Genomic DNA, 23,801 nt, shown 5'->3' with positions numbered 1-23,801 from the left:
CCGGGCAGTGTCATGGTGCCGCGCCGGACCAGCCGTCCGATCCGTATCGGTCGACCAGTTCGGCGCCGAGGCGGGCCAGTTCGGCGCGGACCTCGGTCGGATCGAGAACCTCGATCGAGGCGCCCCAGCCCGCCAGCTGCTGGGCCAGCATCCAGGCGGTGGGAGCGGTGACGCGAACCTGGATGCGGCCGTCGGCAACCGGACCGTCCACAACGCAGTTCCGCCCCTGCTGGTCGTGCAGGATCGGCAACAAGCGCTCGGAGATCAACACGGTGGCGGCGAGGGTCGCCCGCCGCTGCTCCATCTCCTCGACCACCTGTTCCCAGGCGCCGGCGAGATCGAAATCCGCTGGGCGGTGGGCCGGCTCACCGGTGCGAGACGCCTCGGAGATCCGATCGACGCGAAAAGTCCGCTGGCCCCGCTCGGTTCCGGCGATCAGGTACCAGACACCGTCCTTGTCGGCGAGACCCCAGGGATCGACGAGACGCTCGGACCGCTTCCCGGTCCGGTTCGCATAGCGCAGCCGGACTTTTTCCCGCTGCACGACAGCGCGTTGCAGCAGCGACACCAGCGGGGGCAGCTCGCGATCGGTCGCACCCCAGCGCGCGGGATCGATCACCACCGCATCGGCCGCCGCCTCCGCCTCGCCGCGAAAGGTCTGCGGCAGCGCGCGCACCAGCTTGCGCAGCGCCGACTTGGCTTCCGGCACCGCACCCGCGGAGGGACCCGCCAAGAGGAACAGCGCCCGCGCCTCGCCCGCCGTCAGCCCGGTCAGATCCGTGCGCGCACCGCCAACCAGCGACCAGCCGCCGCCACGCCCCGGCTGCGGATACACCGGCACCCCTGCGGCCGACAGCGCCTCGAGATCCCGGCGCGCGGTGGCGACCGAGGTCTCGAGCTCCGCCGCGACCTGCGCGGCCGTCACCCGCCCTCGGGTCTGCATCATCAGCAGGATCGCCACCAATCGGTCCGCTCGCATACGCACGATTCTGCCGACAAAAGTGCTCATTCAGTGCACACTTTTGCCCGGATGATGGATCTACGAGTACGGATGAGAACGATTCGAAGGAGAACCACCATGCTGCGCGGAATGGCGACGAGCACCTTCTACGCCGACGACCTCGAGGCCGCCAAGGACTGGTACGCGCGGTTCTTCGGCGCCGAGCCCTACTACCAGGTGCCCAACGGCTACTACGAGTTCCGCATCGGCGACTACCAGCACGAATTCGGCATCGTGAACCGCGCCTACGCGCCCGCCGGAGCGCGCAACGCCCCCGGCGGCGCGATCGTGAACTGGCACGTCGACGACGTGCGAGCGACGTTCGACCGGCTGCTGGAACTCGGCGCGACCGTCTACGACCCCATCACCCCGCGCGGCAACGGCGAGGGCTTCGTCACCGCCGCCGTCGTGGACCCGTTCGGCAACGTCCTCGGCCTCATGTCCAACCCGCACTACCTCGAGATACTCGCCAAGACCGGTCCCGCGTAATGCAGCAGTAGGGCGGCGTGGTGCCCGTATTCTCTCGACGGACACCACGCCGGGCAGCACTCCGGGCGCGTCCCGCTCGAAGCGGACCCGGTCGGAAGATCAGGGACGGAACCAGCGCTCCAGGACGGTGGCGACGCCGTCGTCGAGGACATGGCCGGTCACTTCGTCCGCGAGATCGCGAACGTCCGTGGGCGCGTTCGCCATCGCGACCGAGTGCGCCGCCCAGCGCAGCATTTCCCGATCGTTGTAGCCGTCGCCGATGGCCAGCGTCGCTTCGTCCGGGACACCGAGGGCGATGCGGAGCTGTTCCAGCGCCCAACCCTTCGACACCCCCTGACGGCAGACGGTGAGCCACGGCCCGAACTCGCCGTGCACCCAACTCGCGCCGGGCACGCGCAAGGAGCGCAGCGCCAGCAACATCTCCTCCAGCGAACCATCCGGCAGCCAGCCGTTCAGTCGCGGGGTCGGTTCGCTGCTCAACGCGTGATGGTCGACGAGCAGGTACTCGCCGAGCGAGAATTCGCCGGGACTCGCTCCGGTGGCCCAGGTGCCGATGCCGACCTTCTCCACGGCGAAGATCATCGCGGGAAACAGCGCGCGCAGCGCGGTGATCGCGGGCGCCGGGTCGAACGCCTGGATCGCCACCGGTTCGCCCCTGGCCACGTCGATCTGCACGGCGCCGTTCGAGCAGAGGGCATGTCCGTCGCGCAAACCGAGTTCGGTGAGCACCGGACGTGTGGTCAGCAGCGTGCGTCCCGTGGTGATCACGACATGCGCACCCGCCGCCACGGCCGCGCGCACCGACGCGACCACCCGCGCACTGATCGGTGTTCCCGTATCCAGCAGCGTCCCGTCTACGTCCAGCGCGATCAGCTGGGGACCCCCGGATGCCATCAACCCATTGTGCCTCGCGGCCGCCGCACCCGCCGTCGAATCGGGCGCGACCAGACCCGCACCGCCACCGGGCAATTCGCCGTCCGGGGCTGGGCCGCTATCGACCGTGCCCCCCGCCGCCGACACCGCCCGCACCTCCGGCGCCTCCTCTGGACGACCCGCCTGCCGACCCACCGATCGAGCCGGATCGGCCCGGCGAACCGCCGAACGACGAAGCGCCCGAGGGGTTCCCACCCGAGTGGCCGCCCGCCGACGACGCGCCGCCCGGACGCCCGCTCGATGAATTACCGGCCGACGCCCCCGAGCCGTGGGCCGACGAAGTGTCGGCCGAGCCGCCGGAGGACGAGCCATGGGTCGACGGATTACCGGCCGACCCGTCCGACGACGAGTTACCAGCCGCCCCAGCCGAAGACGATCCGTGCGTCGTGGAGTGCCCGGGCGACCCTCCCCACGACGATCCACCGGTCGACCCGCCCGGCGAGTCGTCGGAGGATTCGTGCGCGGTGGACTCGTTCGTCGAGCCACCTCTCGACGCGCTCCCGCCGGACGAGGTGGATGTTCCGTCGGTCCCCCCGGACGAGGAACTCCCTGGGCTCGCTGTTCCGGAAGAGGACGAATTCGATGCGGAGGGTTCGCCGTGCTCGCCCGTTGCCGTACTGCCGCCCGGTGAGTCGGACCTTCCGCTCGACGGACTCCCCGCAGAACTCCCCGGTGCCGTCCCACCGGGCTCGGCGGGCTTCGAGCCGTTCTGCGATGCCGGACCTGTGGAGCCCGGCGCGCCCGACCCCGGAGCGGAGACCTGCCCCGGCGCGGGCGGCTGTCCGGGCAGATCGGACCCGGGTGCCTGCCCCGGCAGCGGCAGACCAGGAGCCTGTCCGGGAACGGGCGGCTGCACGATGTCTCCGGGCACGGGACGAACCACCGGAGCGAACGGCAATGGATTCACGAAATAGGCGGGATCGCCATATCCCCGATGGCGCAGGCCCCCAGGGGCGCAGCAGTTTCGCGGATCCCGGTGCGAGCCGATCCTGGACTCGGCGACCGACGGACCGTAGCCGGTGCTGCGCGGAACCGGTGTGATGAATCGGGTGTACGCGGAAGTCGGCTGCGATAGCAGCGAGGGCAGCGCCCGGCCCGAGTTCCATGCGGCGGGCACGGCCATCCGGGACCAGGCGTCGGCGAGGTGCTCGCTTCCGACGTCGACCAGCAGACCATCGGTCGGGAAACTGATTTCGGGAAGATGCTCGAGCATCGGCGCCAGCTCGGGAACCATGGATCCGCCGAAGACGGTCACGGCCGACATGGCCACCGCGGAGACCACCGCGGCACTGGAGAACACCGCCACGCGAGGCGCGGCGGCGCGGCGGTCCGACGCGCCGAGCGCCATGGTGCGCGCCGCCATGAGCGCGGCTCCGGCGGCGATCGTCTGCCCCGGATCGGCCGAAATCAGCACGGGACGACCGAGTTCGGCGAGCGTGCGCGCTACCTCCGCAGGCCGCGACGCCCCTCCCACCAGCAGCACACGACCGATATCGGAGAGCGTTATGCCCGCTTCCCGTACACAGTCGCGGACCAACTGGAGCGAATCCTGCACATGCGCGGTACGCAGTCCGTCGATGTCGACGATCGATGTCATCGACAGTCCGGCGCGCGAGACGTCCGGGGCGTACCGCGCGATCATCGACCCCAGCGGTCTGCCGCCGAAATCGTAAGAGCGCGTGGGCTTCCCGATCATCGGATGGTTGTCCCAGTCGGGCCCGACGCGCACGATGCTCACATCGAGGCTGGTGCCGCCGAGGTCGTAGATCAAGACGAAATCGGTATCCAGCGGGCCGTGCTCGTGCTCCAGCCATTCCGCCGCCGCGACGGGCTCGGGCACCAGCAGCACGTCGCTCGCCCCGGATAGGTCCAGCGCCTGGCGCAACAACCCGACCTGCTTGTCGGAATACACCGCCGGGTAGGTGGTCACGACGCCCGCCTCGGACGCGTCCGGCTCGACCGCCCTGAGCTCGTTGACCACCGCGGCGACGAGATTGGCCGGCGACCAGATGCGGCCGCCGACGATCACGGCCTCCGGATCACGGCTCAGATCGGCGAAATCCGTGACCGCCATGCTGAATTGCGCGATCCCGCCGAGGCGCAGCCCACCCGCGCTGTCGAAGGTCACCGCGGTGCGGCGAGACCGCACCGCCGGTCGTGGCCGATCCGCGCTGACCGAAGCCGTCACGGCATTCACTGCACCGATGCTGAAACCCAGACCTGTAGTCATTCGCTATCCCGTCAACGCACCGTGACCACGTCCATCACATGGCGTTCCCCTGTGGCCGCGGTCGTCTTCCAAACAGCCACCACAGGTTAGCTGTTTCGCGTCGGCGTGGATGCGCAATTGATACGGAATGTTCTACCGATAGCAATAATCGTCCGAATTGCCAGGTAGGTATAAGTCCACACCCACGTCCAGCCCGCTCGACATCACCAATCAAGCTGAGCACACAGCATTTCCGCTACCACACAGCGATCTAGATATGACGAGAAAATCCGACCCTTCGCCGGTTTGCCCCCTCGAAAGCACACCGCTCGACGGACGTTCGCCGGTAGGTAACCAAATCCTTGCCACATCCATGCATCTCGGCACGCCACTGCGGTATGGGCAGTAATTGACACATCAACTAGATGTCCGATTATCGCCAGCACACTCGTTCGCGTCCGGCTTGACTCGACATCGGGTCACACCACACAGGTGCGATCGCGAGAGTGGAGAGGAAATCGAACGATGGCAACACGGTTCGCGGAGCAGGTCGTCTTGGTCACCGGCGCGACCTCGGGCGTGGGCAAGGCGGTCGCGCTGCGGGTCGCGGGCGAAGGCGCCGCGGTCGTGCTCGGCGCACGCGGCAAGGACGCGGGTGAGCAGGTGGCCGCCGACATCCGCGCGGCCGGTGGGCGCGCGCTGTTCGTGCCGACCGATGTCACGGTGGAACAGGACGTGGCCCGGTTGACCGACGCCGCGGTATCCGAATTCGGCCGCTTGGACGCCGCGTTCAACAACGCGGGCGCGGTGCACGCCTTCGGCCCGGTCGCGGAGATCGACGAGGCGGATTGGCGCGCCGATCTCGAGCTCAATCTCACCAGCGTGTTCTACGGCCTGCGGCATCAGGTTCCCGCGCTGGCGGCCTCCGGCGGCGGCGCGATTCTGAACAACGCGTCGAATCTGGGTGTGGTGGGCATGGGCTCGGTGGCGCCGTACGTTGCCGCCAAACACGGAGTGGTCGGCTTGACGCGTGCGGTGGCGCTCGAAGCCGCCGATCAGGGAGTGCGAGTGAACGCACTGGTATCCGGGGCGGTCGACACCCCGGCGTTCCGTAATTCGATGGGCGCGACGCCCGAAGGAGTGGCTGCCATCGCGGCGCTGCACCCGCTGGGCCGCATCGCGGCGCCGGAGGAGATCGCCTCGTTCTGCGCCTATTTGCTCAGCGGTGAAGCCAGTTTCGTCACGGGTGCGGCACTCGCCATCGATGGCGGCTTCACCGCACGGTGACCTCTGGACGTGGGACCGCCTCGGGATACCGGCGCGGCCGGGGTATCCCGAGGCGGGGTTCGTCAGGCGCGCGCCAGCAAGCGGCGGACCCGGCCGGGGCGAGCTTCCACCGCTCCCCCGGCCCGGACCGCGGGCTGCCGCAGCCGCACCAGCCGATCGAGTTCCGCCGCGCCGCCGGTGGGTTCGGGCAGGCGGCCCGCGTTGAAGTCGGCGGCCAGCTGCCGCACCGTCTCCTGCGCGCAGGACTTGTTGGTCCCGATGAAGCCGGTGGGCCCGCGCTTGATCCAGCCGGTCACGTAGGTGCCGGTGACCACAGCGCCGCCCGGGCGCTCCAGCACCCGGCCGTCCTGGTTCGGGATCACCGCGGCCCGCTCGTCGAACGGCAGGCCCGGCACCGCAACGCCGCGGTAGCCGACCGAGGTGAGCACCAGGCCCGCGTCGAGCCGATCGGTCTGCCCGGTCGCGACGGCGCTGATGCGGCCGTCCGGATCGGTGACCAGCTCGGTGCGGCCGATTTCGAGACCGGTCACCCGATCGGTGCCGAGGATCTCGGTGGGCGCGGCCAGATAGCGGAACACGATGCGCTTGCGCTGCCCCACCGGCCGGGTGCGCACGCTGTGCAGCAGCCGCAGCTTCTGTTCGACATGGAACGGCAGTTCCGCGCCGAGCTCGGGCAGCTCACCCTCGATCACGATGTCCACGTCGCATCCGAGCAATCCGACGAATTCCGGCACCGTGAAAGCGGATTCGAGCGGACCGCGCCGACCGAGCACGACCACCTCCTCGACCTTGCTCTCGCGCAACGCCCGCAATGCGTAGGGCGCGATGTCGGTGCCGGTCAGCGTCGCTGGGTCGCTGGTGAGGACGCGCGCGACGTCGAGCGCGACATTGCCGTTGCCGACGATCACGGCACGCCGGCCGGACAGGTCGAAGGCACGCTCGGCGTAGTCGGGATGACCGTTGTACCAGGCGACGAAGTCGGTGGCCGAGACATTGCCCGCCAAGCCCTCACCCGGGATGCCGAGCTTGCGATCCGACGACGCGCCGACGGCGTAGATCACGGCGTGGAAATGCTCGAGCAGCTCGGCATGCGAAACGTGGGCGCCCACATCCACGTTCAAGTACGAACGGAACCCCGGCTGCGCCGCGATGACGTCGAACAACTCGCCGACCTTGCGGGTCTTGTCGTGGTCCGGCGCGACGCCGTGCCTGGCCAGCCCGTACGGCACCGGCAACCGGTCGAACACCGTCACCGACACCTCGGGCTGGGTCAGCAGTTCGTCGGCGGCGTACATCGCCGAAGGACCCGACCCCACGATCGCCACCCGCAGCGGCGTGCGCTCGGTGTGGATCCGTGCCGCGGGCACCGGTCGCGCCAGCAGGGGGCGCGGTCGCGCCTGCCGGTAGAAATCGGCGTTGATCTCGATGAACGGCTTCTGCTCAGCGGTCAGCTTCTTCGATGACACGATGGCGTCGACCGGGCACGCGGTGGCGCAGGCGCCGCAGTCCACGCACGCCTGCGGGTCGACGTACAGCATCTCCGCCGTCCGGAAGTCCGGTTCGTCGGGCGTGGGATGGATGCAGTTGACCGGGCAGGCGTACACGCAGGACGCGTCGCTGCAACAGGATTGGGTGACGACGTACGGCATGCGACTCAGGCGACCTTGTTCGCGGCGCGCAGCGGTTCCGATCGGTACCGGGTGCTGGGACCGTCGATGCCGAGCGCCTTCCAGACCGCCTTGGCGACCGGGTTCATCAACCCGATGTCCTCGGCCAGGGCGCGCACGTCGCAGAAGTAATCGCTGAAGACCTGCTTGGCCTCCGGCGAGCCGTAGAACAGCTCCTTGCGGACCTTCTCCGGGATGTCGAACTCGGCGAAGAACGACCGCGGCGGCGTGACGATCGAGCGGCCGAGGATCCGCATGACGATCGGCATGGCCAGCGAGAGGATGAACTTCTGCACCGGCTTCGCTTCCGGCACATGGTTCTTCAGGAACTCGTGCGCGAAGGAGATGTGCCGCGCCTCTTCGGCGACGTGAATGGCCATCACGCCGCGCATGATCGGGTGCACCTCTTCGCCCGAGCGCAAGATCTGCTTCTGGATGTGGTCGATCGGCTCCTCACCGGCCAGCACCGCCATGAAGAACAGGTTCGGGAACCAGGCCGCCACGGGCGCGCCCAGGTACTTGAACTTGCTGACCAGCGGGCCCATGCCGGGCACGTCCAAGCCGATCCGGTTGACCATCTCCTGGAACATCAGGGTGTGGTTGTGCTCCTCGATCATCTCGTGGGAGCAGTACCGGAATTCCGGCGAGCCGTTGGGCAGGCCGAAGTTGTGGATGACCATGCCGCTGATCAGGATCGACTCGAACTGCAGGCCGACCTTGGCGATGTTCGCCTGCCGGTACTTGCCGACCGCGATCTTCTGCTCGGTCGACAGCGCCTGATACCAGGGGTGGCGCGCCACCGTGTCGGCGGACACGGGCAGAATCCAGCGCTCCTCGCCTGCGTCGGCGGCGAAGTCGGGGTTGTCCCAGTCGATGTCCTCGAAGGGATCGAAGTGCTTGTTGACCGATCCCTCGGAGAGCAGCAGCAGCTTCGCGGCGTACTCCTGCGCCTTCTCAAGATCGGGATCGACGGCTGGTGTCACGGCTGCGGACATCGTCGTCACTGCCTCTCCTCGATGGAACCGTTTAACTGTATCCCATAGTTACACCAACGGAGAGTCACGTCAACCCAGCAGTTGCTAGGGCCGCCCGGCGATGCGCGCCCTCATCACGCGCACCGCCGGACGGCCCCTGTTCATCGCGGCCCGTGCCGGGGCCTAACTCACCAGCACCCCGTCACCGACCGCCAGGATCGAGGTCCCGAGACCGAAGACCGCCGACATACTCGTGACGACGACCACCCGGCCCAGTCGGCGCCTGGTCCGGCGCGACAGCATCAGGGCCCGCGTGGCGGCACGACGACGGACGCGCCTGCGCCTGACCCGGCGCAGTTCGGCCGCCGCCTCGGCCACGGCCGCCGCCCTCCGTCCGAGGATCGCGGCGCCGTCGGCGGTGGTCCGCCCGGGATCGGCGGCGACGATCACCGGCCTGGCCAATTCCGCCGCCAAGACCTCGGCCACCTCCGCCGGTCGCGCCGCCCCACCGACCACCAGCACACGGTCGACGTCGGCCATGGTGACGTCCGCGACCCGCAAGCAGCGGTAGACGAGTTCCAGCGACTCCCGGACATGCTTGGCGCGCAGTTCGCCCGCGATCGTGTCGGCGACCGACTCGGCGACCGAAGACGAGTGCGGACCCGGCCCGGCTTGCTCGGCGATCAAAGCCCCGAACGCGCGTCCGCCGAACTCGGTGGAACGCAGCGAGACCCCGACGATCGGATTGCGCGGACATCCCGCACCCACCCGGACCAGCGTGACGTCGAGCCCGGCACCGCCGAGGTCGTAGACGAGGGTGAGACCCGGCATGAGCGGACCACGGTCGGCCTCCAGCCAGGCCGCCGCCGCGACGGGTTCGGCCACCAGCCCCACCTGCGTGAGTTCCACGCCGTCCAGCGCCGCGCGCAACGCGTCCACCTGCTCGTCGGCATAGCGGGCCGGATAGGCCACCGCGATGCCGAGCCCGCTTGCGCAGCCGGGATGGTCCTGCCGCACCTCGTCGATCAGGCACTTCGCCACCGTGGCGATGAGGTCCGCCGGGGCGAGCGCGCGGTTGCCCACCCGCGCCCACGTGCTGGAACGCTGCGTGAGATCGGCGAATTCGGTGACCGCGCGGCCGTGCCGGGGAATCATGCCCACCCTGGCCACGCCGGTGCTGTCGAAGGTCAGCGTGGTGCGGCGCGTGATGGTCTGCGCCCGCTGCGTTTTGCGTCGCCCCGGCGGAGCCTTGGCCGAACCTTCCTCCGCGAGAACGGAAACCGTGTTCACCGTACCGATGCTCAACCCGAGACCAACCGCCATCGCAATCCACCCGATCGCCGTGCCGATTTGCTTCGAACGCCGTTTAGGCAACCACTCCGCGATCTTCGTGCCAAGTCCGGACAACCGATTGTCCGCAAGCCGCCTGTGCCTCGCCGCATCCGAATCCACTGGCTACGACGCCCTCACCAGGCCAACCAGCGCTACACATGCCGTCCAGTCGGATTTCATTGCGACACGCGGGGATAGATCGTGCCCGGTGGATGTTTGCCGGATTCGGGTGCTCGCCCGCACGGCGCCGAGCGACAGCACTCCACATGGGGAGACTCCCCTTGACGGATACGTGCCGGCAATTAGCCGAACGGGCGGGGCGGCGGACCGGCGACAGTCGTCGATATTCGCATCGCATGCCGGGTCCGGCCCGGCGCCGCTACGACCGCCGCTAGCGCACACCTCGCCGTCTCCTTCGGCAACCATTTCGCAACGCGGCCGGATAGCAGTGGACACGGCAATGTAAGGGAGTGCGGCAACTTTTCAGCGCCACACTCCCTATGTCGACGGGTATGCGACCGGTTCCCGAAATCCCTTAGTGCGCGGGCAGTTCCGGGATCCGGGTGGCGCGGACGTAGACCGTCTCGCCGTCCGACAGTCGCAGCGCCTCGGCGTCACCGCGGGTGACCTGCGCGGCGAACAGGTCGCCGGTCGCGGCATTGCGCAGTTCCACGCGCACCTCGAAGCCGAGGTGCACCACGCGCTCGACCGTCGCTCTGGTGACGCCCGCGGAATCGGCGGTGCCCTCGTGCTCGGCGAGCGCCATGCCGGGATCCCGGCCGACGCGAATGTCGTGTGGCCGCACCAGATGTCCGTTGAGCCGGGCCACCGCGCCGAGGAACGACATGACGAACTCGTTGGCCGGCCGGTCGTACACGTCCTCGGGGGTGCCGATCTGCTCGATGCGGCCCTTGTTCATCACCGCGATCCGGTCGGCGACGTCGAGCGCCTCCTCCTGGTCGTGGGTGACCAGCACGGTGGTCACGTGGACCTCCTCGTGCAGCCTGCGCAGCCAGGTCCGCAGGTCGGCGCGGACCTTGGCGTCCAGCGCGCCGAACGGCTCGTCCAGCAGCAGCACCTGCGGATCGACGGCGAGCGCGCGGGCCAGCGCCATACGCTGGCGCTGGCCACCCGACAGCTGGGCCGGGTAGCGGTGCTGGAAGCCGTCCAGTCCCACGATGCCGAGCAATTCGTCGACGCGCTTGCTGATCTCGTGCTTCGGGCGCTTGCGGATCTTCAGGCCGAACGCCACGTTGTCGCGCACGGTCATGTGCTTGAACGCCGCGTAGTGCTGGAAGACGAAGCCGATGTCGCGCTTCTGCGGCGGCACCCGGGTGACGTCGCGCCCCGCGATGCTGACCACGCCGGTGTCCAGCGACTCCAGTCCGGCGATCGAGCGCAGCAGCGTCGACTTGCCCGAACCCGACGGGCCGAGCAGCGCGGTGAGCTCGCCCGAGGGGATGTCCAGACTGACGTCGTCGAGGGCGGCGAACGTGCCGTAGTTCTTGTTCGCGTTGGTCACGGTGATCACTTTGTGCCCCGCTTACGTTCGAGGAGGGTCATCAGCAGAAGGGTGACGAGGGCGATGCCCATCAGCAAGGTGGCGGCGGAGTACGCGCCGAAGGTGTTGTGGTCGTTGATGTACCGGCCGTGCACGAGCAACGTCAGCGTCTGCGACTTGCCCGGCAGCGCGGAGGACACCATGATCACGGCGCCGAACTCGCCGAGTGCGCGGGCCACGGTGAGCACCACGCCGTAGGTCAGGCCCCACCGGATCGCGGGAAGCGTGATCCGCCAGAAGGTCTGCCACTTGGACGCGCCCAGGGTGGCCGCGGCCTGCTCCTGGTCGTCGCCGATCTCGTGCAGCACCGGCTCGACCTCGCGCACCACGAACGGCAGCGTCACGAAGATGGTGGCGATCACCATGCCCGGTAGGTTGAAGATGACCTTGAAGCCCAGGTCTTCCAGACCGCCGAACCAGCCGCCCGCCCCCCAGAGCAGGATCAGCGAGACGCCGACCACCACGGGCGAGACCGCGAACGGCAAGTCCACGATGCCCTGAACCAGGTTGCGGCCCGGGAACTTTCCACGCACCAGCGCGAGCGCCGTCACGATGCCGAAGACCACGTTCACCGGGACGGTGATCGCGACGATCAGGAGGGATAGCTGGAAAGCCGAGATCGCCGCGGGCGTGGTGATCGAGTCGACGAACGAGCCGATCCCCCGCTCGAACGTGCGCCACAGGATGATGATCAGAGGCAGCACCAGCAGTACGAACAAGTAGCCGAGCGCCACCGTCCGCAACGAGATGCGGGTCAGCGGATGCAGTTTCATCTACCCTGCTCCGTCCCAGGGGAATGCCCGCACCCCGGCGACACGGGGAGCGCTGCGCGATTGTTGGTCATCGGCTCGCCTGCTCCTTGCGCGCGCTGCGTTCGGCGAGCAGCCGCAGAACCAGCAGCGTCGCGAACGAGATGGCCAGCAGCGCGACCGACACGGCCGCCGCGTTCACCGGCCGATCGATCTCGATCTGCTTCTGGATGTACTGGGAGGCCATCTCGGTCTTGCGCGGAATCGCGCCGCCGATCAGCACCACCGAGCCGTACTCGCCGATCGCGCGGGCGAAGGCCAGTCCGCCGCCGCTGATGATGGCGGGAGCCAGCGCGGGCAGCACGATCCTGCGGAAGGTGGTCCAGTTGTTCGCGCCCAGCGAGAGCGCTGCCTGTTCCACCTCGCGGTCGGCCTCGATCAGCACCGGCTGCACCGAACGCACCACGAACGGCAGCGTGACGAACGCCAGCGCGACCACCAGGCCAGGCTGGGTGGCATTCAGGTGGATGTCGATCGGACTCTGCGGACCGTACAGCGAGAGCAGCACGATACTGGCGACGATGGTCGGCAGCGCGAACGGCAGGTCGATCAGCGCGTTGACCACGCCCTTGCCGGGAAACCGGTCGCGGACCAGCACCCAGGCGATCAGCGTGCCCATGACCACGTTGACCACCGCCACCACCACCGAGACCAGCACGGTGATGCGCAGCGAGTCCAGCGCGGCGGGCGCGGTGACGGCCTCCCAGAAACCGGACCACCCGTCCTCGAAGCTGGTCACGGTGAGCGCCGCCAGTGGCAGCAGCACGATGATGCTCAGCCAGAGCACCGCGGTGGCGATGCCGAGCGGACCCACCGAGCCGGTCACGCGCAGCCACGACCAGTTCCGGCGGCGATCGGGACGCACGGGTTCGGAGACGCCGGGACCAGCTGCCTGCGCGGTCCCGGCGTTACTGCTCGTAGTCACGATCGTCCAGTATCCCGTGTAACGGGGGTCACCCGGTCACTTGGTGGCGTTGTCATAGATCACCGCTACCGAACCCGTGTTCGGGGTGAACAATTCCTTGTCCACGGTCTTCCAGCCGCCGAGATCGGCGATCGTCCACAGCTTCTGCGGGGTCGGGAAGTCCTTGGCGTAGTCGGCGGCGACCTTCGGATCGACCGGGCGGAACCCGGCGGCGGCCCAGGCCTTCTGGCCCGCGGTGGTGAACAGGAAGTCGCGGAAGGCGACGGCCTTCTGCTGGTTCTTGCTGTTCTTCAACACCGCGACCGGGTTCTCGATCTTGAACGTGACCGGCGGGACGAAGTGCTCGATCTGATCGCCGTTGCGCTCGGAGAAGATCGCCTCGTTCTCGTAGCTCAGCAGAACGTCACCGGTGCCCTGCAGGAACGTCTCGGTCGCCTCGCGGCCGGACTTCGGCTGCACCTTCACGTGCTCCTTGGAGACCAGCTTGCTCAGGTAGTCCAGGCCCGCCTGGGGGTTCTTGCCGCCGTCGCTCTTGGCCGCGTACGGCGCGAGCAGGTTCCACTTGGCCGAACCGGAGCTGAACGGGTTCGGGGTGACCACCTCGACGCCCGGCTTCAGCAGGTCGTCCCAGTCCTTGATGCCCTTCGGGTTGCCCTTGCGCACGACGATCGCGACCACCGAGCCGAACGGGATGCCCTTGGTGGCGTCGGCGTTCCAGCTCGCGTCCACCAGGCCCGCGTCGACGAGGCGGGTGATGTCCGGCTCGACCGAGAAGTTCACGACGTCGGCCTCGGCGCCGTCCTTCACCTTGCGGGACTGGTCGCCGGAGGCGCCGTAGGACTGCTGGATCTGGACGTTCTTGCCCTGCTCGGTCTTGTTGAACTCGGGGATCACCTTGTCGAAACCGGGCTTCGGCACGGCGTAGGCGTAGAGGTTCAGGGTGCCGCCGCTGCCGTCGGAAGCGCCCGCCCCGACCGTGTCGCTGGCTCCGCCGCCGCACGCGGTCAGCGCGACCGCCGCTAGGGCGGCTAGGGCAACGGCGCTGTAGCGTCGGCGCGGCGAAAGCCAGGATTTGCGAGCCATCGGGGTGGACCTTTCGTGCGGACCGCCAGTTCTCCGGTAACACATCGGTGGCGGCGACAAACTTATCGATTCAGCAGACCCGCCGATCGAGCGATACGGCAGCGGCGCGACTACCGGCCCGCAACGGGCCGTCGGGAAGCGAAAGCACATCTGCAGGAAGCGCGCCGGTCTGCTGACAAACGAGACGCGGATGTGCCCGGTCGCGATCAGCGACAGTAGACGTCCGCGACCGCGAGGTCACCGACAGCAATCAACGCCAATTCATGGCGGACCTGCGGGACTGCGCTCGAAGACACGGGCAGACTGTAGCAGAGCACAAGGCGGAGTTCGAATCGAAGAGCCCAGGAAGAGGGGGGTTTCATCCTATGACCACCAGTCCGGATCGCGTCCGCACGACCTTCCCCGGCATCAGCACCCGCACGTGGGAGCACCCGGCCGACCGCACCGCCCTGGTTACCCTGCGGTCATTGGCAGGGTTCGACGTGGTGCTGCGCACACTGTCAGGGTTGCTGCAGGAACGCCAGCACCGGCTGTTGTATCTGGCCACTGCGGTACGGGTGGACGAGCGACAGTTCCGCACCCTGCACCACCTGCGCGAGGACTGCGTGCGGATCCTGGACGCCCCCACGACGCCGGAGCTGTTCGTGCTGCAGAGCCCACAGGTGAATGCCTTCACCATCGGCATGGACCGCCCGTTCATCGTGCTGACCACCGGGTTGCTCGAACTGATGGACACCGAGGAGCTGCGTTTCGTGGTGGGCCACGAACTCGGGCACGCGCTGTCCGGCCACGCGGTGTACCGCACGATGCTCATGCACCTGCTACGGGTCTCGGCGAGCGTCGGTTGGTTGCCGGTCGGTGGCTGGGTTCTGCGCGGCATTGTCGCGGCCCTGATGGAGTGGAGCCGCAAGTCCGAGCTGTCCGGCGACCGGGCCGGGCTGCTGTGCGGCCAGGACGTCGACGCTTCGGTACGCGTGCACATGAAGACGGCCGGGGGCGCCTTGGTGAAGGAGATGAATCACGGGGCGTTCCTGGCCCAGGCCGACGACTACGAACGGTCCGGCGATCTGCGCGACGGCGTGCTGAAGCTGCTCAACCTGGAGTTGCAGAGCCACCCGTTCTCCGTGCTGCGCGCGGCCGAGCTGCGCCGCTGGATCCAGAGCGGCGACTACGACCGCGTGCTCTCGGGCGACTATCCGCGCCGTGACCAGGATCGCGCCACCCGGATCACCGACGAGATGAAGGCCGCCGCCCGCACCTACCGCACGAACTTCGACCAGTCCGACGATCCGCTCATCCGTACGGTGCGCACGCTGGGCCGGGATGTCGGCGCGGCGGCGAGCACGGTCGCCCACGAAGTCGGCGACACCGTCGCGAAGCTCGGCAAGCGGTTCGGCGACTGGCGCGGCGGCGGGAACTGACCGTCAGCGGGTGATCAACCAGGCGACGACGATCAGCACGAGCAGAGCGATGAGGGCGAGCTGAACCCGCGAACGAGGCATCAGCGCGCCCCGCTCTGCACGGGAGTGCGATCGGCGGCGGCCTGCCCGGGTTCGAGCACCGCCGCCGCACCGGCCGGGGCGGGGCGCGCCGGTGCGGGATGCGCGCCGTAGCGGCGATCCAGGATGCGCAGCACAGCACGCAGCACGCGATCGAGCCCGTAGGCGATGGCGAAGCTGATCGGGACCATGCCCACGAGCACGACGAGGAACTGCGGGATGAACGGCAGTCCCGCCACCCACAGCTCGAAGCCGTCCCACCAACCTGCGATGCGATGCACGGCTCCAGCCTAGTCGGTACGCCGGCCGGTTCCACGAGGCCGTCGGCCACATCGGCGGACGGAGGAATCGAACGGTGGACGACAGGCGTACATCGGCCCGAAGATGGGGTATGGCGTCCTCCGATGACCTCACCCTCAACGACCCCGACGGCCTGCCGACGAACTTGGCCGAAACCCACCGCCGCGGCGCCTACCCGCCGATCGATGACTACGCCTTCCTGTCCGACTGCGAGACGAGTTGCCTGGTCGCCAGCAACGGCGCGGTGGAATGGATGTGTGTGCCGCGGCCGGATTCGCCGAGTATCTTCGGGGCGATCCTCGACCGCAGCGCGGGCCACTTCCGGGTCGGGCCGTACGGCGTCAACGTGCCCGCCGCCCGCCGCTACCTGCCCGGCGGGATGATCCTGGAGACCACCTGGCAGACCGGCACCGGCTGGCTGATCGTGCGCGACGCACTGGTGCTCGGCCGCTGGCACAACAACGATCAGCGCAGCAAGACCCACCGGCGCACCCCGATGGACTGGGATGCCGAGCATCTGCTGCTGCGCACGGTGAAATGCGTGAACGGCACCGTGGAGCTGGAGATGAGCTGCGAACCCGCGTTCGACTACCACCGGGCGAGCGCACGGTGGGAGTACACCGGCAAGGTGTACGAGGAGGCGACCGCGGTGCGCTGCGACGAGCCCAGCGCCGGGCCGAGCCTGGTGCTCACCACCGATCTGCGTCTCGGACTCGAGGGGCGCGAGGCGCGCGCCCGCACCAGGATGAAAGAGGGCGACGAGGTCTTCGTCGCGCTCACCTGGTCGGAACTGCCCGCGCCGCGCACCTTCGACGAGGCCGCCGACAAGATGTGGCAGACCAGCGAATGCTGGCGCCAGTGGATCACGCTCGGCAAGTTCCCTGATCACCCGTGGCGCAACTACTTGCAGCGCAGTGCGCTCACCCTCAAGGGCCTCACCTACGCGCCGACCGGCGCCCTGATCGCCGCCGCCACCACATCACTGCCGGAAACTCCTGGCGGAGAACGCAATTGGGATTACCGCTACACCTGGGTGCGGGACGCCAGCTTCGCGCTGTGGGGTCTGTACACGCTCGGCCTGGACCGGGAGGCCAACGATTTCTTCGCATTCCTCAACGACGCGACGACCGGCGAGGACGGCGAGCCCGTTCCGCTGCAGGTGCTCTACGGGATCGGGGGCGAGCGGCAGCTCGACGAGGTCATCCTCGACCATTTGGGCGGCTACGACCAGTCCCGTCCGGTTCGCATCGGCAACAATGCCTACAGGCAGGACCAGCACGACATCTGGGGCACCATGCTCGACGCCGTGTACCTGCACGTGAAGTCACGCCAGCAGGTGCCGGAGACGCTGTGGCCACTGCTGGTCCGCCAAGTGCACGCCGCCATCGAGCACTGGAAGGAGCCCGACCGGGGCATCTGGGAGGTGCGCGGCGAGCCGCAGCACTTCACCTCGTCCAAGGTGATGTGCTGGGTGGCGCTGGATCGCGGCGCGAAACTCGCCGAACTGCACGGTCAGTACGAGCACGCCGAAGAGTGGTACGCGATCGCGGAGGAGATCAAGGCCGACGTCCTGGCCAACGGCGTCACCTCAGAAGGCGTGTTCACCCAGGTCTACGGCGGGGACACGCTGGACGCCTCGCTGCTGCTGGTGGTGCTCACCCGCTTTCTGCCGCCCGAGGACGACCGCGTGCGCGCGACCGTGCTTGCCATCGCCGACCGGCTCACCGAGAACGGCTTGGTACTGCGGTACCGGACCGAGACGACTGACGACGGCCTGAGCGGCACGGAAGGAGCGTTCACCATCTGCTCGTTCTGGCTGGTCTCCGCGCTGGTCGAGATCGGGGAGACCGAGCGGGCGCGGCACCTGTGCGAACGACTGCTCGGCTTCGCCAGCCCCCTGCGGTTGTACGCCGAGGAGATCGATCCGCGCAGTGGCCGCCACCTCGGTAACTTCCCTCAGGCGTTCACCCACCTCGCGCTGATCAACGCCGTGACCCACGTCATCCGTGCCGAGAGCTCCCGGCACGCGGGCCGCTTCCAGCCCGCGCACACCCCGCAGGGCCATCCGGTCTGACCCACGCCGGGAAACGGTCTACGCGGGAACCAGTCCGTCGGCCTCCTCGCGCAGCGCGTGCAGTTTGCCGAGCCGCGCCTCGAGGTCGGCGATCCGCTCCGGCCTGCGGTCGCCGTACTTCCCGTAGTTCTCCTCGGCCGAGCGCAGCGCGTCGTCCGCGGCGCGCGAAACCTCGGTCGCGATGTCGGTGAAGTGGTCGCGCAGCACTCGCTGCACGGCGCGCAAGCGGTTACGCGACTCCTTGCCGACCTGGAAGATCACGTCGTCCATCAGGCGGGCCACCGCTACCTTGGCCTCGGCCCGGCGGCGCACCTTGCGGCTCTTGCGGTCGTCCCAGAGCGCGTTCACGCCCAGCAGCACGCCCGCACCCGCCGAGTACCAGTTCACCAGCGACATGCCCAGGAGGCTGGTGGCCAGACCGACCATCAGGATGCCGCCGTAGGAACCGCGCAGACCGGTCAGGAATTGCTGGGTGACCCCGGCTTTCGCGCTCTCGAGGGGCTCCAGCGGCTGCACCGCCTCGAGCACCTCACCGGGGTTGTCCAAGCGCAGGTCCGGCAGCGGAGGGGTCCGGTTGTCGGCCGGGAACTTGGCGGCCACCTGCTCGGACAGCTCCATCGAGCGGTAGTGCGCCACGGCGAAGTTCTCCTCGACCGCCTCGCAGATGCGCGCGTCCAGATCGGCGGCGAAATCCTTCCAGCGGCGCGCCGGGTCGGTCTGCGCGATCTCGGCCTCGGCGTCGCGGATCAGGCTGCGCAGCCGGTGGCGCAGGTCGTGCTCGATGTCGGCCATCAGCTCGGTCGCGCCGTCGACCAGCGTGACCTGCCAGTTCGCGGTGCGCTGGCGCAGCTGATCGGCCTCGTCGCGCGCGCGGGCGAGCTGGTCGGTGATCTCGGCGCGGCGTCGCGGGTCGCGCAGCGCCTCGGCTTCGGTGCGCAGGGTCAGCGCGAGGTGATCGCAGACCAGGCGGATGTCCCCGACCGCGGCTTCCAGCGCCACCGCGTCCGCACGGGCGACCACGTAGTCGCGCAGATGATCGATCAGCTGCGGCACGCCGGATTCGATGTCGCGCTGGTAGTCACCGGTCAACCCGGCCTGCCGGTGCAGTTCCGCGGAGACCGGAGCCACCGCGAAGCCGAGTCCCGCCGAGTCCAGCAGTTCCCGGTTGCGCTGCTGGGTGCGCGACCAGTGCGGGAACACGTCGATCTTGTTCAGCACGCAGATCACGGTCGGGCAGATCTGCTGGATGCGCTGCAACTCGGCGATCTGCTCCACGGTCAGCTCGGTGCCCGCGTCGCCGACGTAGAGCACGGCGTCGGCCGCGGCGATCATCGACCAGGTGGTGCGGTTGTCGCCCAGCGCGCCCGGCGCGTCCATCACCACGACACCGTCGGCGAGCAGCGGGCTGGGCTGGGTGAACTCGGCACGGACGACGCCCTGGGTGGCCAGCGCGGGACCGGGATCGAGCGGGTCGACCGACTGACGTTCGGTACGGCCGTGCTCGGCCTGCCGCACCAGCGTCGCGGTCGGCTCCGGCCCGTACTCGACGATCACCGGGACGCTCAGATCGCTGTTCGTCGCGCTGACCGAGGCACCGACCAGGCTGTTGACCAGCGTACTCATGCCGTTCTTCGGACGACCGACGACCACGAGCCGTACCCGGGGATCGCTCACCCTGGCACGAACCATGCTCAGCCGGCTGCCGAGGTCGTCGCGTCCCGCGGATCGGGCCGTCTCCCGCAGCTCGTCGAGTATCCGAATGAGCGGGGCCATCGCGTCCGGATGTTTCACGGTCGCAGCCTTCAGCCCGGCAGCGGCAGACAACCCTCCTCCTTACTTCTCGATGACTTCGTTCCGGCGCCCCCTGCGACCACTCCGCAGTCGTCGGAATCCGCTACGGCCCTGCTAGATCAGGGAGATGTCCGACACATCGGACACGTAGTGGTGCGTTTCCACTATGCCCGACTCCGGCAGCAGCGCACCCGAGAGGCTGCCACCCGAGGACAGCGCCAGTGCGGAGTGGTCGTAGGTGTAGTCGGCGACCGGGTAGGCGGTGTCGGCCGGGTGGTCGAGCGCCAGCGGCGCCGAGATGCCGTGCGGCTTCGGGTCGATCACCTGCGGCTTGATCGGCGCCTGGGTGGGTACGGGGGCGGTGTAGGTCGGCGCGGACGGGGCGTGCGGCTCGACGGTGGGCGCCTGTGCGGGGGCGCTGTAGGTCTGCTGATCCGGCGCCTCGTACGTCGGCTGCGAAGGCCTGCTCACCGTCGGTACGTCGCGGGTGGGCAGTTCGTGGGTCGGCACGTCGTTGGTCGGGTAGGTGCTATTGGAGGTGCCACCGGTGCTCGGGCGACCCGTGACGCCACCCGGCGAGGTCGCGTCGTCACCCGGGGTGCTCGGCGCATGCGTGGGCGCCGGAGTCTGGGTGACCGTCGCGCCAGGGACCTTGGTGGTCGGCACGTCCGGAGCGGTGGTGACGCCTCCGTGCGGCACCGTGGTGGCGCCCGGGAGCTTCGTGACGTCGTGATCCGACGTCTTCGGCGCGGACGGGACGGTCACGTCGCCGGGAACGCTCGGCGTCGGCGTGGTCTTGACGATCGTCGTCGGCGCGGTGACGGTCGATGCGGGCGACTGGGTCGGGTGGGACGGATGCGGATCGGTCCCGGGGGCCGGTTTCACCACGGGCGCCGGTCGTATCGCGTCGAACAGCGCGGGAACGGTCGCCGCGGGAGCGGTCAGCACGGACGGGCCGTCCGGGGCGGCGAACACATTCGCGATCGGGGTCGACGCGGCGTCGGGCTGGATCGTGGTCTGCAGCGGGGTGGCCGCGACGACCGGTGCGGCGGCGACCGCCGCGGGTGCGGGCGCCGTGGCGGCAGGGGCCACCGAGGCGACCGGCGCGACCGCGCTCACGGGTGCGACCGACGCCGAAGCCGCCAGCGGCTGCGCGACGCTCGATGCCGTCGGCGCACCAGCCGCCGACGCGGACTGCGCGACGCCGGAGGCCGCCGACGACTGCGTGGCGGACGCGCCCGATGAGGTGAGCCCACCGAGCAGTCCGGAAGGGCCTTGGCTCAACGCGTTCGGCTGGGCGGCCGCGCTGTCGGTGCCGTCCGGCAAATGGATGCCGTCGGCCAGATAGTCGGTGAATTCGTCGAGCTGATCGCCGACGTGCCCGACCGCGGCGTCGACCTTCATCTCGGAGGTGAAGTAGATCCCGTTCGGGCCGATCCCGAAGTCGACCGACCACTGGGTGCCGACGAACATCCCGAGATCGCCGCCCTGACCGACGCCGTCGAACGGATCGCCCGCCGCGTGCGCCGCACCGGCGCCGCTGTTGCCGGGCAGGTCGAAGACGGTGGAGCCGGGCGCGGTGAAGCCGTTCGCGCCGGGCAGGCCGAAGCCGTGCCCGGCTTGGCCGAGTCCGTGGCCGGGCAGGCCGAACCCGTGCCCGCCGGGCGCGTCGAGATCGTTCGCCGCGTCGGACCGGACGCCGGGCAGCGAGAAACCGTTGGACACGTGACCGTCGGTCCCCGGGATGGACAGTCCGCTCCCGGCATCCCCGTCCATGCCGGGGATCCCGCCGAGCCCGGGTACGCCGCCTCCGGAGTGTCCGGGCAGCTGCATCCCATGGCCGCCCGACTCGCCGGACAGCGTCGGCAGCTGCATCCCCTGCGCGCCGGACTCGCCGGGCAACGTCGGCAGCGGCATGCCCGCGTCGGTGCCGCTGTACTCGCCGGGGAGCGTTGGCAGCGATCCGGCGGGGCCGGCGCCGGGCACGGTGAACCCGGGCGCGGGATTCCCTGGTCCTGGCGCGGGGTTTCCATGCGTCACCGGGACATTCGAGCCATGCGAGAACGGCGCGGGCTCGACGACCGGATCCGGGAAGGTGATCACCGGGCTCGGCTGGTCGGGATCGGGATCGGTGCTGTGCGCCCAGCCGGTGTGCCAGCTGTCGAGACGGGATTCGCCGGGCTGTGCGGGGACGCCGCCGCCGTTGGCGGCCACCAGCGCGCCGCCGGTGACATAGGCGCCCGCCCGCGCGACCCTCGCGACGCCGGTGGCCACACGGTAGGCGGTGTCGCCCGCGCGGTCGGCCTCTTCGGTGTCGCCGTCGAAGGGCAGATCACGCGTCATAAAAGCTCCACTCTCGGTTGTTCAGCATCCTCACCACGCCGGTCCGACCGAGAGTGAAGATCACCCAACAGTATTTCGGGAATACTCCCCTGTCACATTCTCCAGGCCTGGTGCGAATGCGACTGTGGCGGGCAACACAACCCTGCCATCCGAATTGCCGGATCGGAAGCCCCATTTCCGGCGGCCTCCCCGCCCGCGCACAGTCTCGAATAGACACCGTCACCAGGCCTGATCGAAACGTGGCGAGTGCGCGGCGGGAAGAACGAAAGGAACTCTCAGAGTTGCCGGCGGAATGCCGAGGATTTGCTCTCCATCGAGGAATTCGACGAATCAGCCGTTCGGCGGCGTGGACGCCGAGGTGGCCGGGACGCGAACGCATCGACCGGACGACTGTCGGCCCATATCCACTTCCACTCGGCCGCATCGCGACGATCCGCGTCCGCGCACCGTCCGACACGTCCGTTACAAGTTTCCGCCGTGGCCAATGCCTCACTTTCCAGTCCCGCGCATCGCGCACCGCGAGCGCGGCCGACACCACGATCTCAGACTGTGGGATTAGATTGACCTCATGGCCGGACATCGAATCTTGGTCGTGGACGACGAGGTTCGCGTCCTCGCGTCGCTGCGGCGGGGACTGGAGCTCTCCGATTTCGAGGTCGTCACCGCGACCGACGGCGCCGAGGCCCTGAGCATGGTCCGCGCCACGACGCCCGACGCGATGGTGCTCGACGTCAACATGCCCGAACTCGACGGTGTCGGCGTGGTCACCGCGTTGCGGGCGATGGGCGACGACATCCCGATCTGTGTGCTCAGCGCGCGCACCGCGGTCAGCGACCGGATCGCCTGCCTGGAACGCGGGGCCGACGACTACCTCACCAAGCCGTTCGATCTCGGCGAGCTGGTCGCGCGGTTGAACGCGCTGCTGCGACGCAGGCGTAAACCGGTGGACCGCCCGGACCGGGCGCGCACGGTCGGGCAGGTGCGGATCGACCCCGCCGGACGCCGCGTGCTGGCCGGGGGCAGGCCGGTGGAGTTGACGAAACGTGAATTCGAGGTGCTCGCCCTGCTCGCCGAGCACATCGGGATCGTGCTCGCTCGCGAGCAGATCCTGTCCGCGGTGTGGGGTTACGACTTCCCCACCGACACCAATGTCGTCGACGTGTTCGTCTCCTACCTGCGACGCAAGCTGGAGGCGGACGGCGTGCCCCGGGTACTCCACACCGTGCGCGGCGTCGGCTTCGTCCTCCGGGAGGAACCATGAGCGGATCGCCGTCGCTGCGCACCCGGGTAGCGGTCGTGTCGGGGGTGGTCGCGGCACTGGTCGCGCTCACCTTGACCATCACCTTCGCCACCCTGCTCGGCGCCACCGGTGAACGTCAGCTGGACGAGACCGTCTCGTCGATGGCGGTGCGGGTCGCCGCGTCGCGTGAAGCCGCGCCCGCGCAACCTGTTCCGCCGTCCGCGGCCACGCTGTCTCCCGAGCAGGGGCCCGCGGACGCGCGCGGACCCGTGGCCCCCGTCGACC

Annotated in this window: 19 protein-coding genes and 1 pseudogene; 6 read left to right on the top strand and 14 right to left on the bottom strand. The window is 69.1% G+C overall.

Annotation, left to right across the window (positions count from 1 at the left end):
- Positions 1 to 10 precede the first annotated feature (10 nt).
- Positions 11 to 979, bottom strand: coding sequence for a helix-turn-helix transcriptional regulator (locus ACWEH3_RS28465; protein ID WP_450018717.1), 969 nt, complete (start codon positions 977 to 979; stop codon positions 11 to 13).
- Between the two features lie 99 nt (positions 980 to 1,078).
- On the opposite strand from ACWEH3_RS28465, the gene ACWEH3_RS28460 reads away from it, so the two are divergent.
- On the top strand, positions 1,079 to 1,489 hold the full coding sequence (locus ACWEH3_RS28460; RefSeq protein WP_450018644.1) for a VOC family protein: 411 nt from the start codon (positions 1,079 to 1,081) through the stop codon (positions 1,487 to 1,489).
- Between the two features lie 99 nt (positions 1,490 to 1,588).
- Here ACWEH3_RS28460 and ACWEH3_RS28455 read toward each other — a convergent pair whose 3' ends face one another.
- Both ACWEH3_RS28455 and ACWEH3_RS28450 read right to left on the bottom strand, forming a co-directional pair.
- On the bottom strand, positions 1,589 to 2,383 hold the full coding sequence (locus ACWEH3_RS28455) for an HAD hydrolase family protein (RefSeq protein WP_450018646.1): 795 nt from the start codon (positions 2,381 to 2,383) through the stop codon (positions 1,589 to 1,591).
- A 97-nt stretch (positions 2,384 to 2,480) separates the two neighbouring features.
- Complete coding sequence (locus tag ACWEH3_RS28450; protein WP_450018648.1) at positions 2,481 to 4,652, bottom strand: Hsp70 family protein; 2,172 nt, start codon at positions 4,650 to 4,652, stop codon at positions 2,481 to 2,483.
- Between the two features lie 504 nt (positions 4,653 to 5,156).
- Between ACWEH3_RS28450 and ACWEH3_RS28445 the strand changes: the two genes are divergently transcribed.
- The gene (locus tag ACWEH3_RS28445) at positions 5,157 to 5,918 is read left to right on the top strand and encodes an SDR family NAD(P)-dependent oxidoreductase (RefSeq protein ID WP_450018650.1); all 762 of its coding nucleotides are present in this window, start codon (positions 5,157 to 5,159) and stop codon (positions 5,916 to 5,918) included.
- A 62-nt stretch (positions 5,919 to 5,980) separates the two neighbouring features.
- Here the strand turns inward: ACWEH3_RS28445 and ACWEH3_RS28440 are convergent, their stop codons facing one another.
- The 8 genes from ACWEH3_RS28440 to ACWEH3_RS28405 form a co-directional block, all read right to left on the bottom strand.
- Positions 5,981 to 7,567, bottom strand: coding sequence for an FAD-dependent oxidoreductase (locus ACWEH3_RS28440; protein WP_450018652.1), 1,587 nt, complete (start codon positions 7,565 to 7,567; stop codon positions 5,981 to 5,983).
- 5 nt (positions 7,568 to 7,572) lie between these two features.
- Positions 7,573 to 8,589: an AurF N-oxygenase family protein gene (locus tag ACWEH3_RS28435; RefSeq protein WP_450018654.1), complete on the bottom strand. Its 1,017-nt coding sequence runs from the start codon at positions 8,587 to 8,589 to the stop codon at positions 7,573 to 7,575.
- 153 nt (positions 8,590 to 8,742) lie between these two features.
- Positions 8,743 to 9,882, bottom strand: coding sequence for an Hsp70 family protein (locus tag ACWEH3_RS28430; protein WP_452358416.1), 1,140 nt, complete (start codon positions 9,880 to 9,882; stop codon positions 8,743 to 8,745).
- A 544-nt stretch (positions 9,883 to 10,426) separates the two neighbouring features.
- Positions 10,427 to 11,422, bottom strand: a complete 996-nt coding sequence (locus ACWEH3_RS28425; protein ID WP_355072390.1) for a sulfate/molybdate ABC transporter ATP-binding protein — start codon at positions 11,420 to 11,422, stop codon at positions 10,427 to 10,429.
- Positions 11,419 to 12,225, bottom strand: coding sequence for a sulfate ABC transporter permease subunit CysW (gene cysW / locus ACWEH3_RS28420; RefSeq protein WP_450018658.1), 807 nt, complete (start codon positions 12,223 to 12,225; stop codon positions 11,419 to 11,421). Before cysW ends, ACWEH3_RS28425 begins: the two co-directional genes overlap by 4 nt.
- A 67-nt stretch (positions 12,226 to 12,292) precedes the next feature.
- Positions 12,293 to 13,126: a sulfate ABC transporter permease subunit CysT gene (gene cysT / locus ACWEH3_RS28415; RefSeq protein ID WP_450018719.1), complete on the bottom strand. Its 834-nt coding sequence runs from the start codon at positions 13,124 to 13,126 to the stop codon at positions 12,293 to 12,295.
- 96 nt (positions 13,127 to 13,222) lie between these two features.
- Positions 13,223 to 14,269, bottom strand: a complete 1,047-nt coding sequence (locus tag ACWEH3_RS28410; RefSeq protein ID WP_355072386.1) for a sulfate ABC transporter substrate-binding protein — start codon at positions 14,267 to 14,269, stop codon at positions 13,223 to 13,225.
- Positions 14,270 to 14,475: 206 nt separating this feature from the next.
- On the bottom strand, positions 14,476 to 14,631 hold the full coding sequence (locus ACWEH3_RS28405) for an Ms4533A family Cys-rich leader peptide (RefSeq protein WP_353963123.1): 156 nt from the start codon (positions 14,629 to 14,631) through the stop codon (positions 14,476 to 14,478).
- 3 nt (positions 14,632 to 14,634) lie between these two features.
- Here ACWEH3_RS28405 and ACWEH3_RS28400 point away from each other — a divergent pair, with 3 nt between their 5' ends.
- The gene (locus ACWEH3_RS28400) at positions 14,635 to 15,690 is read left to right on the top strand and encodes a M48 family metallopeptidase (RefSeq protein WP_450018660.1); all 1,056 of its coding nucleotides are present in this window, start codon (positions 14,635 to 14,637) and stop codon (positions 15,688 to 15,690) included.
- Positions 15,691 to 15,770: 80 nt separating this feature from the next.
- Here ACWEH3_RS28400 and ACWEH3_RS28395 read toward each other — a convergent pair whose 3' ends face one another.
- Positions 15,771 to 16,049, bottom strand: a complete 279-nt coding sequence (locus ACWEH3_RS28395; protein WP_450018662.1) for a hypothetical protein — start codon at positions 16,047 to 16,049, stop codon at positions 15,771 to 15,773.
- A gap of 110 nt (positions 16,050 to 16,159) precedes the next feature.
- On the opposite strand from ACWEH3_RS28395, the gene ACWEH3_RS28390 reads away from it, so the two are divergent.
- Positions 16,160 to 18,142 carry a glycoside hydrolase family 15 protein gene (locus ACWEH3_RS28390; RefSeq protein WP_450018664.1) on the top strand — a complete coding sequence of 661 codons (1,983 nt, stop codon included), beginning with the start codon at positions 16,160 to 16,162 and terminating at the stop codon, positions 18,140 to 18,142.
- 18 nt (positions 18,143 to 18,160) lie between these two features.
- On the opposite strand, the gene ACWEH3_RS28385 is transcribed toward ACWEH3_RS28390, so the two are convergent.
- Positions 18,161 to 19,966, bottom strand: coding sequence for a dynamin family protein (locus tag ACWEH3_RS28385; protein ID WP_450018666.1), 1,806 nt, complete (start codon positions 19,964 to 19,966; stop codon positions 18,161 to 18,163).
- An 81-nt stretch (positions 19,967 to 20,047) separates the two neighbouring features.
- Positions 20,048 to 22,276 (bottom strand): hypothetical protein, encoded by a 2,229-nt coding sequence (locus ACWEH3_RS28380; RefSeq protein WP_450018668.1) that lies wholly within the window; start codon positions 22,274 to 22,276, stop codon positions 20,048 to 20,050.
- A gap of 568 nt (positions 22,277 to 22,844) precedes the next feature.
- On the opposite strand from ACWEH3_RS28380, the gene ACWEH3_RS28375 reads away from it, so the two are divergent.
- Together ACWEH3_RS28375 and ACWEH3_RS28370 are read left to right on the top strand one after the other, a co-directional pair.
- On the top strand, positions 22,845 to 23,537 hold the full coding sequence (locus ACWEH3_RS28375) for a response regulator transcription factor (protein WP_450018670.1): 693 nt from the start codon (positions 22,845 to 22,847) through the stop codon (positions 23,535 to 23,537).
- Positions 23,534 to 23,801, top strand: a pseudogene (locus ACWEH3_RS28370) (sensor histidine kinase); the annotation flags it as partial. The gene ACWEH3_RS28375 and the pseudogene ACWEH3_RS28370, both read left to right, overlap by 4 nt.

The sequence above is a fragment of the Nocardia sp. NPDC004718 genome, from assembly GCF_053601535.1.
Note: the sequence above shows the minus strand (reverse complement) of the source record. Positions and strands in the feature narration are given on the sequence as shown.